Annotated in this window: 13 protein-coding genes and 6 tRNA genes; 4 read left to right on the top strand and 15 right to left on the bottom strand. The window is 39.1% G+C overall.

The window, feature by feature from the left end; all coding sequences use genetic code 11:
• Nucleotides 1–38 precede the first annotated feature (38 nt).
• Nucleotides 39–188 carry a 50S ribosomal protein L33 gene (gene rpmG / locus ACFO3P_RS22060; RefSeq protein WP_040985278.1) on the bottom strand — a complete coding sequence of 50 codons (150 nt, stop codon included), beginning with the start codon at nucleotides 186–188 and terminating at the stop codon, nucleotides 39–41.
• 414 nt (nucleotides 189–602) lie between these two features.
• Between rpmG and ACFO3P_RS22055 the strand changes: the two genes are divergently transcribed.
• Complete coding sequence (locus tag ACFO3P_RS22055) at nucleotides 603–833, top strand: hypothetical protein (protein ID WP_042534783.1); 231 nt, start codon at nucleotides 603–605, stop codon at nucleotides 831–833.
• A gap of 12 nt (nucleotides 834–845) precedes the next feature.
• On the top strand, nucleotides 846–1,460 hold the full coding sequence (locus ACFO3P_RS22050) for an endolytic transglycosylase MltG (RefSeq protein WP_226894909.1): 615 nt from the start codon (nucleotides 846–848) through the stop codon (nucleotides 1,458–1,460).
• 96 nt (nucleotides 1,461–1,556) lie between these two features.
• On the opposite strand, the gene ACFO3P_RS22045 is transcribed toward ACFO3P_RS22050, so the two are convergent.
• The 11 genes from ACFO3P_RS22045 to ACFO3P_RS21995 all read right to left on the bottom strand — a co-directional run bounded on the left by ACFO3P_RS22045 (nucleotide 1,557) and on the right by ACFO3P_RS21995 (nucleotide 9,679).
• Complete coding sequence (locus ACFO3P_RS22045) at nucleotides 1,557–3,674, bottom strand: peptidoglycan D,D-transpeptidase FtsI family protein (RefSeq protein WP_306432766.1); 2,118 nt, start codon at nucleotides 3,672–3,674, stop codon at nucleotides 1,557–1,559.
• Between the two features lie 201 nt (nucleotides 3,675–3,875).
• Nucleotides 3,876–5,153 (bottom strand): MFS transporter, encoded by a 1,278-nt coding sequence (locus ACFO3P_RS22040; protein WP_193063935.1) that lies wholly within the window; start codon nucleotides 5,151–5,153, stop codon nucleotides 3,876–3,878.
• Between the two features lie 101 nt (nucleotides 5,154–5,254).
• Nucleotides 5,255–5,866 carry a superoxide dismutase SodA gene (gene sodA, locus ACFO3P_RS22035; protein ID WP_042534787.1) on the bottom strand — a complete coding sequence of 204 codons (612 nt, stop codon included), beginning with the start codon at nucleotides 5,864–5,866 and terminating at the stop codon, nucleotides 5,255–5,257.
• A 270-nt stretch (nucleotides 5,867–6,136) separates the two neighbouring features.
• A tRNA-Phe gene (locus tag ACFO3P_RS22030) sits at nucleotides 6,137–6,209 on the bottom strand.
• A 53-nt stretch (nucleotides 6,210–6,262) separates the two neighbouring features.
• Nucleotides 6,263–6,355, bottom strand: a tRNA-Ser gene (locus ACFO3P_RS22025).
• 12 nt (nucleotides 6,356–6,367) lie between these two features.
• A tRNA-Ile gene (locus ACFO3P_RS22020) sits at nucleotides 6,368–6,444 on the bottom strand.
• 16 nt (nucleotides 6,445–6,460) lie between these two features.
• Nucleotides 6,461–6,536, bottom strand: a tRNA-His gene (locus ACFO3P_RS22015).
• 29 nt (nucleotides 6,537–6,565) lie between these two features.
• A tRNA-Met gene (locus ACFO3P_RS22010) sits at nucleotides 6,566–6,642 on the bottom strand.
• Nucleotide 6,643: 1 nt separating this feature from the next.
• Nucleotides 6,644–6,718: transfer RNA gene (locus ACFO3P_RS22005), tRNA-Asn, on the bottom strand.
• 418 nt (nucleotides 6,719–7,136) lie between these two features.
• The gene (locus ACFO3P_RS22000) at nucleotides 7,137–8,765 is read right to left on the bottom strand and encodes a Na/Pi cotransporter family protein (protein WP_193063936.1); all 1,629 of its coding nucleotides are present in this window, start codon (nucleotides 8,763–8,765) and stop codon (nucleotides 7,137–7,139) included.
• A 278-nt stretch (nucleotides 8,766–9,043) separates the two neighbouring features.
• Nucleotides 9,044–9,679 carry an NfeD family protein gene (locus ACFO3P_RS21995; protein ID WP_042534791.1) on the bottom strand — a complete coding sequence of 212 codons (636 nt, stop codon included), beginning with the start codon at nucleotides 9,677–9,679 and terminating at the stop codon, nucleotides 9,044–9,046.
• A 132-nt stretch (nucleotides 9,680–9,811) separates the two neighbouring features.
• Between ACFO3P_RS21995 and ACFO3P_RS21990 the strand changes: the two genes are divergently transcribed.
• Nucleotides 9,812–10,138, top strand: a complete 327-nt coding sequence (locus ACFO3P_RS21990) for a hypothetical protein (protein ID WP_193063937.1) — start codon at nucleotides 9,812–9,814, stop codon at nucleotides 10,136–10,138.
• A 98-nt stretch (nucleotides 10,139–10,236) separates the two neighbouring features.
• Here ACFO3P_RS21990 and ACFO3P_RS21985 read toward each other — a convergent pair whose 3' ends face one another.
• Nucleotides 10,237–10,605 carry a DUF4190 domain-containing protein gene (locus ACFO3P_RS21985; RefSeq protein WP_052485089.1) on the bottom strand — a complete coding sequence of 123 codons (369 nt, stop codon included), beginning with the start codon at nucleotides 10,603–10,605 and terminating at the stop codon, nucleotides 10,237–10,239.
• Nucleotides 10,606–10,773: 168 nt separating this feature from the next.
• On the opposite strand from ACFO3P_RS21985, the gene ACFO3P_RS21980 reads away from it, so the two are divergent.
• Entirely contained in the window at nucleotides 10,774–11,061 is a 288-nt protein-coding gene (locus ACFO3P_RS21980; protein ID WP_193063938.1) for a DUF2624 domain-containing protein, read from the top strand.
• A 117-nt stretch (nucleotides 11,062–11,178) separates the two neighbouring features.
• On the opposite strand, the gene ACFO3P_RS21975 is transcribed toward ACFO3P_RS21980, so the two are convergent.
• Both ACFO3P_RS21975 and ACFO3P_RS21970 read right to left on the bottom strand, forming a co-directional pair.
• Nucleotides 11,179–12,072: a deoxyribonuclease IV gene (locus ACFO3P_RS21975; RefSeq protein WP_193063939.1), complete on the bottom strand. Its 894-nt coding sequence runs from the start codon at nucleotides 12,070–12,072 to the stop codon at nucleotides 11,179–11,181.
• An 11-nt stretch (nucleotides 12,073–12,083) separates the two neighbouring features.
• Nucleotides 12,084–13,397 carry a DEAD/DEAH box helicase gene (locus ACFO3P_RS21970; protein WP_042534800.1) on the bottom strand — a complete coding sequence of 438 codons (1,314 nt, stop codon included), beginning with the start codon at nucleotides 13,395–13,397 and terminating at the stop codon, nucleotides 12,084–12,086.
• Nucleotides 13,398–13,624: the final 227 nt, after the last annotated feature.

The following is a 13,624-nucleotide window of genomic DNA, read 5'->3' as shown; positions in this document are numbered from 1 at the left end:
TTATCCAATAATATCAGATAAGAGTTTTTTATGAATGCTTATTTAGTTTCACGGTGTAGGGTATGTTTTTTAAGACGTGGTGAGTATTTCATAAGCTCAATACGTTCCGGATTATTACGTTTGTTTTTTGTAGAAATATAGTTACGATCTCCTGTTTCCGTGCAAGCTAACGTTATATTTACGCGCATATCTATCCCTCCAAACTTTTCAACTTGCCTTTTTACATAACTGTACAGACTTTAATTATATTATCAAAGTTTCTTCAATTTATCAAGAATGTTTCTTCAAAGAATCCGAAAACTTTTCATACATTGATTTATTAAAGTTAAAGCAGACGTTTATCAAGATTTCTCCAGCTTTTAGCATAGTCACTTCTTTTAATTTATGGTATAACTATAAATGATACATAAAGTGCGTGTTCAAAAAGTTTCCAATGGTATTCGGCGGGACGAGTAATCACAGCAACGGTTTTAATAGACCGAGTAATCGCAGGTCTCAATGTGGTCAGCTTAATGCAGCCGCTGCGACGGGTAAACGCGGACCTATTACGCTGCGTACATTTGAAGGCTTTTGAACATCCTCATAAAGGGAGGGAATTAAAAATGTTAGTTGCCATTTTGGCAGTTGTCGTCATTGGAATTGTTCTATTTATCCTGTCATTCTTTATTAACGATCGTCTGGAAGAAGTAGAGAGTCAGCTTGAACAATTGTCTATTACAACAATGCAAGATACATATCAGCTGAAAAAGAAAGTATCTGTTTTAGAAGAAGAATTATTGCCTCAAAATATATCTGACGACGCTGTATCGTCTCAACCTAAAAATAATAATTAGAGGAGTATTATCATGAAACAACATGTAAGAGCGTTTGCTGTCGGTCTATTAACCAGCGGTGCCCTGCTTCTCGCTATTTATCTTTTTGGCGGTCAATCCTCAGGCAATCTGAAGGATACCGAGCCGGAAGAATTGATTTCGGTTTTGGAAGATCAAGGTTATGCCGTATTGACTCAGGATGAATACATTGCCTATAGCATTGGCAGAGAAGATGGGGAAGAAGAAAATTCCGATGCAGATGAAGGAAACGGAAACGAAGAAGCAGATTCCGATTCAAACAACGATTCGGATGAAAATGATAGCACAGATGAAGAAGAAAATAGTAATGATGAAGAAAGCAATGAGAACGAAGATAGTAATGATAACGACTCAGAAAGCAATGAAGATGACGAAGCATCCGAGGATTCTGATGTGATTGAAGTAGAAATCACACTGGAGGACGGCGCACCGCCTTCCACTATCAGTAATGCTTTAGAAGATGCCGGTATTATTGATGACGCGTGGGACTTTAATGATTATCTGGATGATAATGATTTAAGCGGCAGTGTCATACCTGGAACCTATGAAATCGATAGCGAGATGTCGTTCAGCGAAATTGGCGATGTCATCACCACGTATTCCGAATAAAATCATCAAATTTAAAATGAGCTGTTCCATCCGGGAGCTGCTCATTTTTTATATGATTCACAAAAAAACTTCCACCCGTTACGGGTAGAAGTTTTTTTATTCTTCGTTTTCAGTTTCACTGTCTTCGGAAGAATCACCTTCCGCATCTTCATCATGCTCTTCTTTTATTTCGAAATACGTATCTAAAATACGTTCACCAATTTTCAGGTTGACCTGGTCTCCTTCACCAATTCCAACATACGGTACAACCACGGCAAAAGCAACCTCCGGATCATCATAAGGCGCATAGCCGACTAATGTTAAATTATTAAGGGCAAACTCCTGGCCGTCTACATACTGAAATGACTGCGCTGTTCCTGTTTTTCCTGCCGGATTATAGGATTTATTCGCAAAAAAACCGCGTCCTGTTCCCTGTGATCCTTGATAGGAAAGACGGAATCCTTCCTGCACACGGCTGATTTGGTCATTTGTCATTTCAATCCGGTTCATTACCGATGTGTTTTTGGAATAATACAAAGGCCCCAGCTCATCTAAAGAAGCGATTGGATCACGCGCTTCCTTTAAGAAATGCGGCTGGACACGGTAGCCGTCGTTGGCAATTGTTGATACATATTGTGCAAGCTGCAGGGTTGTGTACGTATCATACTGGCCAATAGCAAAGTCAAGAATATTACCAGGGTTATCCGGGGCTTCCCCTCTAACGCCGGTACTTTCATATGGATAATCAATCCCCGTAGATGCTCCTAAGCCAAACTGATTAAAATAGTTTTGCAGCGTTTGTAAGGTTTCTCCTATATTTATGCTCAAGCTGGCATTATGCGGCATTGGGTAACGATAGTCTCCCCCTAACCGTAAAGCAACATAGAACATGTAAACATTGGATGACCTTTCTAAAGCACTTAAATCGTTAACGGTTCCCATTGCTGAAACAGATTTTTTCACTGGCGCTCCAGCTAACTTCATCGGCGCATCATTGAAAGCATCGCCCGGTGAAATTACCTCCGAATCATAACCAGTAAGAATTGTTGCTCCTTTAATACTGGAACCAGGCTCATGCGCATTGGCTAAAGCCATAAATGCTGCATCGCTGTACTCATTCTTCTCCGAATCATAGTTCAGACCGGAAATAGCAAGCAGCTCTCCTGTTTTCGGATTCATAACCACAGCATACGCATTGGTTGCAAATCGATTTTCATAAGGGCTTTTTGCTTTCATGGACTGAAACTCATCTAATAAAATCTCATCCACTTCCTGCTGAAAATCTAAATCTGTTGTTAACACCAAATCTTTGCCTCGTTCTCCCTCTACTATGGTTTCCGAACCGACAATCGACCCGTTTTGGCGTGTCGTATATTGAATCTGTTCTTTACGCCCGCGCAGAAAATCCTCATACTGCTCTTCCAGCCCGCTCCTGCCGACACGATCGTTCCGGCTGTATCCCTTCGTCAGGTAAGCACTCATATCCTCTGCCGGAATTCCCTGCTCCTGGCTGGAGATACTGCCTAAAATACTTGTTAATGTATCACCGTTTGGATAGACACGATTCCAATCCGTTGTAGCATTAATACCAGGCAATTTATCCAGATTTTCCGCTACAGAAGCATATTCCTCTGCGGAAACCTCTTCATTCTTTACAATTTGAGGGGTTAGCGCATATGCTTTATCGAGTTCTTTTTTGATTGCAATAATTTCCAATTCGCCACCGGAAAAATTTGCAATTTCTTCATCCGTAATCAAATCCAGCGTCGCATTATAAACCTCAGAATTGTCCATTTCTTCTGTATCAATTTCCTCTAATCGCTCTTCTATGTCTTCTTGATGTAACAATAAATAATATTCTCTTTTGTCTCTGTCTGTTATTCGATCAATATATTGGTCGTCACTCATATCAATATATTGTGCCAATGTTTCCGCTACTTTCAGACGGTCATCCGCCTGCACACCCTTGGGAGGCGTATACGTAATGGAATACATCGCTTCATTATCTACAATTAATTTCCCGTTTGTATCATAAATCTTCCCCCGGGGTACAGGTATACTTGTCGTATCTAAATTGGTTCTCTCAATTTCGTCCTGATAAGCTTCCCCGTTTAGAATTTGAACAACACCTAACTGAAGTATGAGTGCAGAAAATAATAAGAAGATAGCAAAGAAAAGAATATTCATGCGAACGGGAAGCTGAGCCCGTTTTTTCTTTTTCTTCTTGTCTACCACTTTTCTCCTCCTTCACATCTATTTTGAACTTGCATCGCATTAAACTGTATAGCTCGTTTAAAAGTATATACAATGAATCATTTATGTGCATCTTTTTAAACCTTTAAATTATAAAAAGAAACTCCGCCCTTCGGGGCACAATTACCTTCCGCTTATAATCGTTCAAGTTATAATAGAGACCACTGTTTGATTTTACCACATTTAGCGACTTTTTTCGTCCGTAAAATCTTCTTTTAATGCGATTTTTTGTTTTTTTGACGGTCCAATAAAAATGTTCCGGATGCAAAAATAGATGATGGCATGTCCAGCGCCGAATATAATCAGTAAAGCAGGGATAATCACGTCATGCGGAAATAGGAACATGCCAAATATAAACACGGCAATCGAAGCAATTCTTCCCAGATTCAAATAAATTTCCCGGACTACAATGTATTCCACTCTTCTCTCGCTGACCATCCGCGCTCTGCCAATTACATCATAGGTCAGGGATTGATACGGAACGGTCAGAATTGGGAAGGCAATTCCGATAATCACCGCGTATACAATCAACCAGAACAGACTCATTTCAAAAATAATAATAAAAATAGAAGCAAACAGTAAGATTCCGCCAAATAAAATGGCTTTTTTTCTTAATGCAGGTTGAATCCATTTTAAAGCAACAAAATAAAAAATAATGGATAATCCTGAAAGAAATAAATTAAAAACCCCTAAAATAAGCTCACTGTTCGTAACAAGAAAAATCCAGATGGTAATATAGAAACCATAAATACCTTCTCTCAGCCCTTGAAAAAAGTGAGCATGTAAAATACGCTTCCAATTTTTATTTTTCTTTCTTTCATTGATGACAGCAGGTAAAGCAAAGCTTCCTCTGCTGCCCTTTCGTATAATAAAAAAGCTTACAATAATGGCAGCAATAAACAGGCTTAAGGAAATGATAAAAATAGCGGTATAGCCAAAATCCCCGGCCATTTTTGAAATCATCCATCCTGCAAGCAACGGTCCAATCATACCTGCAAACGAGGTCAGTGTGCCGGAAATGCCATTAAACCAATCTCTTGTATCCGGTTCGGTAATCTCAAAGGTCAGTACATAATAAGCTAACCAAAAAAAACCGTACCCTATTCCCAATAAACAACCGAGTATAAAATTATAATATGCAGCCAGCTCGCCGATCCAAAGAACGAACAGAAAAAAGAAACATAAAAAAAGAATTCCGATTCGCAATATAATGATGCGATCGATTTTTTTGGATAATTTTCCAGCATAAATAAAAGATAATGCCTGGAATACATAACTTGCCAAGTGATAATTAGCAATCACAAAAAAATCTCCGGATTGCTTCCATAGGTACACATTAACAAATGTATTTGATAAAAAGATTCCTGCTGCATATAAAGCGCCGATAAGCAAGAGTATCCAAAGATCCCGATATTCATCTTTTTGTTGTTTATATCTTCTGTACTGCTGTTGTAATTGCATAGAAAACGACTCCTTCTTCTTTTATTTTTAGCGAAGGAGCCGTATCTATACAAAAAGCTTGCAGAAACATAAAGTTATCTGCAAGCTTTTATAATTATTCTTTATTTTGCTGCTTCGTAATTGTTTGTTACTTGATCCCAGTTAACAACATTCCAGAATGCAGAAATATAGTCCGGGCGTCTGTTTTGATATTTAAGATAATATGCATGCTCCCATACATCTAATCCTAATAGTGGCGTCTTACCATCTGTTAATGGAGAATCCTGGTTTGGAGTGCTTGTGATTTCAAGCTCGCCATTGTTTAATACTAACCATGCCCAGCCAGAACCGAAACGTCCTGCTGCCGCAGCTGCAAAATCCTCTTTAAATTTGTCAAAAGAACCGAATTTGCTGTTGATTTTATCGGCCAGCTCGCCAGTTGGTTCTCCGCCGCCGTTTGGTGACAAAGTCTTCCAGAAGAAGCTGTGGTTAGCATGTCCGCCGCCATTGTTGCGTACAGCAGTACGGATGCTTTCAGGAACCTCATTTAAGTCCCTCACAAGCTCATCAACTGATTTGTTTTGCAGATCTTCATGTCCTTCCAATGCATCATTTAATTTGGTAACGTAGGTGTTGTGATGCTTCGTATGGTGAATGTTCATTGTTTCTTTATCGATAGATGGTTCCAATGCATCGTATGCATAAGGTAATTCCGGTAATTCAAATTTTGCCATGTGTAACTCCTCCTTAAAATAAATGATGATTTTATTTCTACAATTTATACGTTATCAAAGGTAAGAATTTCTTGCAAATATTTTGCACTGATATGTATCAAACATTCCTTATTAAATAACCATTTACATATTATTGACTATCCCATTTTGATTTAGGGAAACTTTTTTCCCTTAAAGAAACAACAAAATATTTATAAAAAGAATCAGATTCCGCTTGCAAAATCTGAAAAAAGCACACAAAAAAAACAAGCTTTGTGCTTGTTTTTTAGATGGCTCGGGACGGAATCGAACCGCCGACACAAGGATTTTCAGTCCTCTGCTCTACCGACTGAGCTACCAAGCCGTACATGGAGCTTTGATATAAAAGCTCTCCATCATTCTGTTGTGAAATATGTATGGAGGAGGTAGAGGGATTCGAACCCCCGCGCGGTTTGACCCGCCTCTCGGTTTTCAAGACCGACCCCTTCAGCCAGACTTGGGTATACCTCCAGACAGAATAAATGGTGGACCCTGCAGGACTCGAACCTGCGACCGATCGGTTATGAGCCGATAGCTCTAACCAACTGAGCTAAGGGTCCTTTTACTATTATTGAATGGGGCGACCGGTGGGGATCGAACCCACGCGTGCCGGAGCCACAATCCGGTGCGTTAACCACTTCGCCACGGCCGCCATGAAATAGCAAATGTATGTATATTTTTTGGTAGCGGCGGAGGGGATCGAACCCCCGACCTCACGGGTATGAACCGTACGCTCTCGCCAGCTGAGCTACACCGCCATGGCTCCACAGGTAGGATTCGAACCTACGACCGATCGGTTAACAGCCGATTGCTCTACCACTGAGCTACTGTGGAATAATGTTTGTTTTAATTAGCAACAAAATATAATTTATCATGTTCTGTTGATTATGTCAACAACTTTTTTTGCGGTGTTGCAAAAGTTTTTATCAGAAGTTGACTGCAAGAATTATAATAGCATGTAATATAACATATTTCAACAAAAACTTATAAAAACTTTTTTCATTTCCGGTAATATATAGAAAAAGCTGTATTTCTATCGCATCTGTTATCCCCTCTTTTTAATATGCATGCTTCAAAATAATCAGATGTTCCATAAATGCTGTTGATAAATTATGCACCTCCGCGCTGCATAATAATGACCGACAGTTATCACGTTAAAAGCGTTCTCTTCCCCTTTTATCCCGAAATAGATGAAATAAGGGCTCTATCCGCTTCATTACAACAGATAGAGCCCTTTTATATCAGATCATCCTTAATGGTCTCCTAAGACGTTCTGAGCAATGTTTACAGCATGATCGCCAATTCGTTCTAAATTACTTATGATATCGACAAAAACGATTCCTGCTGATCCATTACAAGTGCCTTCATTCATACGGATAATATGGTTTTTACGGAATTTCCGCTCCATTTTATCGATTTGGTCTTCTTTTTGAATAACTTCTAAAGCCGCTTCCCGATCGTTTGCCTCTAAAGCCTCAACAGCCTGTTTAACTGTCATATACGTTAAATCAAACATTTTGTTGAGATCTTCAATTGCCTGATCTGTCAGCGAAACTTTGTTGGACATTTTATAGTCCACCAGTTCAACCACATTCTCAAAATGGTCGCCAATTCGTTCAATATCACGAATTGTACTCATTAAGCTGGTATGTTCTATACTTTCCGGTTCTGTTAAGTTGGTAGAAGCGATATCCACTAAATACTCCGTTATTTTACGATCCAGATTATTCAGCGCTCCTTCAATTTGCAGAGCCATCTCGGAATTTTTCGGATTCTGCGTAGTGACATAACTGTGGGTTTCCTCTAAACCTTGATACGCATATTTCCCCATACGGACAACTTCCATCTTAGCCTGGCCCAGTGCCAGCGAGGAAGACTGCTGAAGGAAAATAGAATCCAGATGCTTTGGTTTATACTCAATAATGACATCATCTCCAGGCACCAGCTTCGTAATGAGCCATGCCAAAGCACCGATAAATGGAAATTGAATAACCGTATTTGCGATATTATAGCTTCCATGCGCAAACGCAATGGTCATCTCCGGGTTTAAACTTAAGCTGGATTGTAAATAGTAAATAAATTGAGTAAACGGATAAAGCAAGATAATAAAAATAATCGCACCTAGTAAATTAAACGTTACATGTGTATAGGCAGCTCGTTTGGCAGCGACAGATGTACCTATACTTGCAAGAACAGCTGTAATGGTAGTACCGATATTATCGCCAAATAATACAGGAATAGCTGCCTTTAAGTCAACTGCACCCTGTGCGAATAATCCTTGCAGAATACCGATGGTTGCTGATGAACTTTGTACAATTACAGTAAATACGGTACCAATAACTACTCCAAGAATTGGTGTATCGCTCATAGAAACTGTCAAATCTTGAAATGCCTGTAAAGAGCGGAGAGGTGTCATCCCGCTGCTCATTAATTCAAGCCCATAAAATAGACCTCCAAAACCGAATATCGCCTGTCCTACCGCTACAATTTTTTGCTTCTTAAAGAAAAAGATTGTAAACGCACCTAAAGCTAAAAATAATAACGAATACTCCCCAACATCTATTCCAATAATAAAAGCAGTTATGGTTGTACCGATATTCGCTCCCATAATAACACCGATTGCCTGTCTTAATGTCATAAAACCGGCATTGACAAGCCCTACAGTTAAAACAGTAGTTCCCGAACTGCTCTGAATAAGCACAGTTACAATAATCCCAGCAAGCACACCCAGGAATGGATTGGTTGTAAACCGGTCCAGAATATCCCGCAAGTGATCTCCTGCTGATTTTTGGAGTCCATCTCCCATCATTTTTATCCCCATTAGGAATATGCCGATTCCTCCGAGAAATTCAATAATTAAACTTTGAACATCGATATCCACGAAAACTTCATCCCTTCTACCTCTTATGTAAACTTTTGTAGAATTTTGCGCCTCATTCATTATTGATGATTCTAAAGAGAATGTAAACATGTTTGATGAAAAATTTACATAGATTTAATATTTGTTTACATTCGAATAGAAAGGGATGCTTAGTATCTGCTTTTTTCATGAAAATATGTATAATATTAGGACCAATCGCATACAAATACAGGATTCATCTCCAGCTTTATGAAATGAATCCTGTTTCAGGGTTATTCTATTTAATTACGAACTATTAATTAATCTTCTTTAAGCTCCTCTATCCGGACACTGGTTCCATCCACTGCCACTACTTTAATCGGCGTTCCTTTTTTAATCCAGCGTCCGCCAGATACAGCACTGTAATGTTTTTTATTCACTTCAATCGTACCGGAAGGTCTAAAATCGGTCAGCGCAACGCCTTCTTCTCCCAGCAAAGCTTCATACTCTTTACTGAGCGAGCTGTAGCCCTGTTCATTTGTAAGCTGGTCCATTAAAGCGATTTTCGTCCACATCTGTCTCCGTTTAAATACTTTTAAAAACGCCAGAGATGAAAATGCTCCAATGACGATACTGATTACCGCATAAAGACCGTTTGCAAAATCCGGCTGCGGCAATGCAACGGCAACGATCATCAAAACCAGTCCAATTGTAGCCAAGGTTCCATCGTTCAACACTTTGCCATCAATAATAATCAGTAATATTCCCAGGAAGTATATAATAAACATGAGTAAGACCGAATTGGTTTCTGTGTATACCGTAAAATAAACAGTTATAAATCCCAGCCCTAATACACCAAATATACCACGCATATTTACAAACATTTCACCTAATATAAATAAAGTTCCAAAAAATAAGGCAAGAAATCCAACCCATTGTAATTCAACCACGTCCATACCATTCACACCCTCTCGTTGCCCTGCTTATCATGCATATATAAAAACGATAAGAAGGACTTTTTTGACATCCTCTTCTATATTATATGTACGTATGAGGAAAGAAAATAGTTTCATTAAAGGAGATTTTTTATGGAATTTTTGCGTAGAATTTCCCTGATTACGTTTATTATATTAGTTGCAGTCAGTATTTTTCAAGACTTAGCTCATTCAGACGGGACAACCTCCGTTTCAAATAATGAAAATTTGGAACTGCCTCCTTTTGAAGCTGTTCCGGTAAAAGTAAATCCTGGAGATACGGTTCTCAGTATTACAGAAGAAATCCAAACCATAACGGTCAACACTGTCTCTGTTGAGATTATTTTAAAGGCTTTTGAATCATTGAACCCGAACATCTCCTCCAATGACATCCATGTACATGAAGTTTACTATTTCCCACAATTTCAAGAGGAGCATTAGAAAAAGCAAACATCCGCTTTATTTTTCAAAGTGAATGCTTGCTTTTTATTATGAAATGCAGCTTTTTGCTAAATAATTTTAATGCTTAGAAATGCCGCCTAGGAAAAGAAAGGGATAATGAAAAAAGCGGAAATCAAAGAAAGAGCTCCTGCTATAATTCCGATAATACCAAGAATATTTGTCCCTCTGCTTCGTGCTACAAACCCGAATACAATGCTGGCGGCTCCTAAAATAACCGGCCAGGTAAAAAATGAAATAATTGCTAAAATGATACTTCCCCATCCATATATTGTCCCCGGGTTAAAGCTTTTCTCATCTTCAAATTCCAACAGGTTGGCATCGGTTAATTCTGTTGAAAATTCTTCCATTCTTTTGCTGTCTAACTGTTCATTTGTATGTTCATGCTGTGGTCTTTGTCCATGGTTCGGCATATCCTGTATACGTTTGTCTTTATCATTATCATTCATGAGATAAACTCCTTATACTTTAGAATTATATGATTAGCATACGGAATCTACAGGTTTTCATACAGGTATCATGCGGAATTTTTAGCAAAGAATGGTATAATCTTTTTGTTGTCTGCATATATTTACATGATGGAAGAAAATAAGAGGATATTCAAAAGGAGGGATGATATGTCTTTCTTTATCAAAGAAATGATTAAAAATAAACTGCGTAAATTAACCCCAGATGAAATTTTACATTATAGTGCCGAATACGGCTTTGCTATTACACGTACACAAGCAGACCAGATTGTACATTATTTAAGAACTTCTGCACCTAATCCATTTGACCAGGCAGATCGTGACCGCTTTATGATGGAGCTTGCAAAAATCACGGATCAGAAAACAGCAGCAGCAGCACAGCAGTTAATGGATGAGGTCATTAAATCATATGGGATGGAGCATTTATTTGAAAACTAAAACCGGCTGAAATTAAAAAAGATGAGCATTCCCATATATAGGGTGCTCATCTTTCTTAATTTATCATGATTAATTGACCATAAACCCCCGCTGAATAAAGTTTGATTTTATACGGGACTAGCCTTCCATAATGATTTCCTTTAAATTCTCTTGAAAATCACCTTCGCGCAGCATTGCTATTTCATACTTGTACGGTGCTTTTTTATTTTTCTTATCTGTGCCTACATAAGGTGTTTCAAGGATTTTAGGAAGCTCGCTAAGCTGCGGATGATGAACAACCTTATGGAGGGCATCAAAGCCAATGTAGCCAAAACCGATGTTTTCATGACGGTCTTTATGAGCTCCGCGGTCATTTTTACTGTCATTGACATGGACTACTTTCAGACGGTCTAATCCGACGATTTTATCAAATGAATTCAATACCCCATCAAAATCATTGACGAGGTCATAGCCTGCATCATGAATATGACATGTATCCAAACAAACAGAGAGATGTTCATTGTGCGTAACACCAGAAATAATTTCAGCCAGTTCTTCAAATGTACGGCCCATTTCGGAGCCTTTTCCAGCCATTGTTTCTAATGCAATTTGAACATCATTTTTTTGTTCAAGCACTTCATTTAATCCTTCGATAATTTTCGGAATACCCTTGTCGGGGCCTTCCCCCACATGCGCTCCCGGATGAAGTACGATTTGTTTTGCCCCCAGAGCCTCGGTACGTTCGATTTCACTCCGCAGAAAATTAACGCCCAATTCAAATGTCTCCGGTTTTACCGTGTTGCCGATATTAATAATATACGGCGCATGCACAACAATGTCAGCTATTCCATGAGATGCCATATGTTCTAATCCAGCTTCAATATTTAATTCTTCAATCGGCTTTCTTCTTGTGTTCTGCGGTGCGCCTGTATAAATCATAAAGGTATTTGCCCCGTAGGAAGCAGCTTCTTCGCTGGATCCTAATAACATTTTCTTGCCATTCATCGAAACATGAGAACCGATTTTCACCATATTTATTCCTCCTAACGCTTCTTCCTGTTTTGCTCTTTTGTCAGCTGTCTTTTAATTTGCTGTTGCTGCTGCTTTTGTTTTTTCTTATAGCCCGGCTTTACTTTCTTTGCTTTTCTTACGCGCTTCCACGCTTCCCGGTCATTACTTGTGTCTTCAGTTTTCCGGCGTGTTCTTTCATTCCAGGATTTATCCTCGGTCCATTCACCCTGCTTAACCTCTACGAACGAGAACGTGAGTCCCTTTTGCTCCAATCTTTCGATTAAACGGGCGTCCTCTTCGCTGTAAATACTGACTGCTGTGCCCTCTAGTCCGGCTCGTGCTGTCCTGCCGACACGATGAATATAAAAATGCTCTTCTTTTGGAAGCTGGGCATTAATTACATGGCTGACACCCTTGATATCAATTCCCCTTGAAGCTAAATCTGTTGCGACTACGTATTGATAGCGCAGCTGCTGTATCTCTTTCAATACACGCTTTCTCTCCCGGGGCGTCAGACCGCCATGAATGACACCAACATCCAAGCCATAGCCTCCAAGCGCTTCTGCCAGCTCATTAGCCTGTTGTTTCCCATTTGTAAATACCAGCGCTAAATAGGGATGGATTGTCTTGGAAATATCCCAAATAATCTTCGCTTCATCCCGATGCTTTTTCAGAATAAGCCGATGCTCCATCGTTTCCGGAGAAAAATGCTCTTCCATTTTAATATATTCTGGATTTCTTAAATATTTTTTAAAGAAATGCTGTAAGCGCTGTGGAATAGTTGCCGAGAAGACCAGCAGCTGAATATCCTGCTTCGCGCGTACTAATAATTGATCTACTTCTTCAATAAAGCCTAAATCAAGCATCAAGTCCGCCTCGTCAATCACAAACGATTCCGCACTATAGATGGATAATGCTCCATCCTTTACCAAATCTAAAATTCTCCCTGGTGTCCCCACCACAATCATTGGCGGTGTTTTTAATTTCTCAATTGCCTTTTGTTTATCGGTACCGCCGACAAGCAGCTTGGCTGTCCATTTTTCTGTCTTATCCGCAATTGTAATGATTTTCCTTACTTCATTGTAAAGCTGTGTTGCCAGTTCCCTTGTTGGCGCAGTAATTACAAACTGCACTTTCTTTTGATTCTCATCCAGCTGTTGAAACATCGGCAATAAAAATGCATGCGATTTGCCGGAACCGGTCCGGGATTGACCAATAACACTTTTTCCATCCAAGATAGCAGGTATTACTTTTTCTTGGATTGCAGTCGGATTTCTAAAATCCAATTCTTGAATAATATCCTGGATATCCATATCCAGGGATAGTTCTGCAAATGTTTTTTCCATCTGTTTCCCTCCTTTGAAATCTTTTCTATAATAAGTTGAAATAAAACGAAACTTCACTCAGCGGAAGTTTTTGTTCTTCCAACGCTTTCAGGTTAATAGCCAGCCGCTACGAAAATAAACTACGCTAGTTAGATTTTTACTACCTATTTATAACAAACATAAAATTCATTAACCTGACAACATTGGTTTATATTCTTCACCCACTGAGAGTTAGTTGAGTGATTCAA

The sequence above is a fragment of the Oceanobacillus aidingensis genome, assembly GCF_042654105.1.
In the GTDB taxonomy this organism is placed as follows: Bacteria; Bacillota; Bacilli; order Bacillales; family Amphibacillaceae; genus Oceanobacillus; species Oceanobacillus oncorhynchi.
Note: the sequence above shows the minus strand (reverse complement) of the source record. Positions and strands in the feature narration are given on the sequence as shown.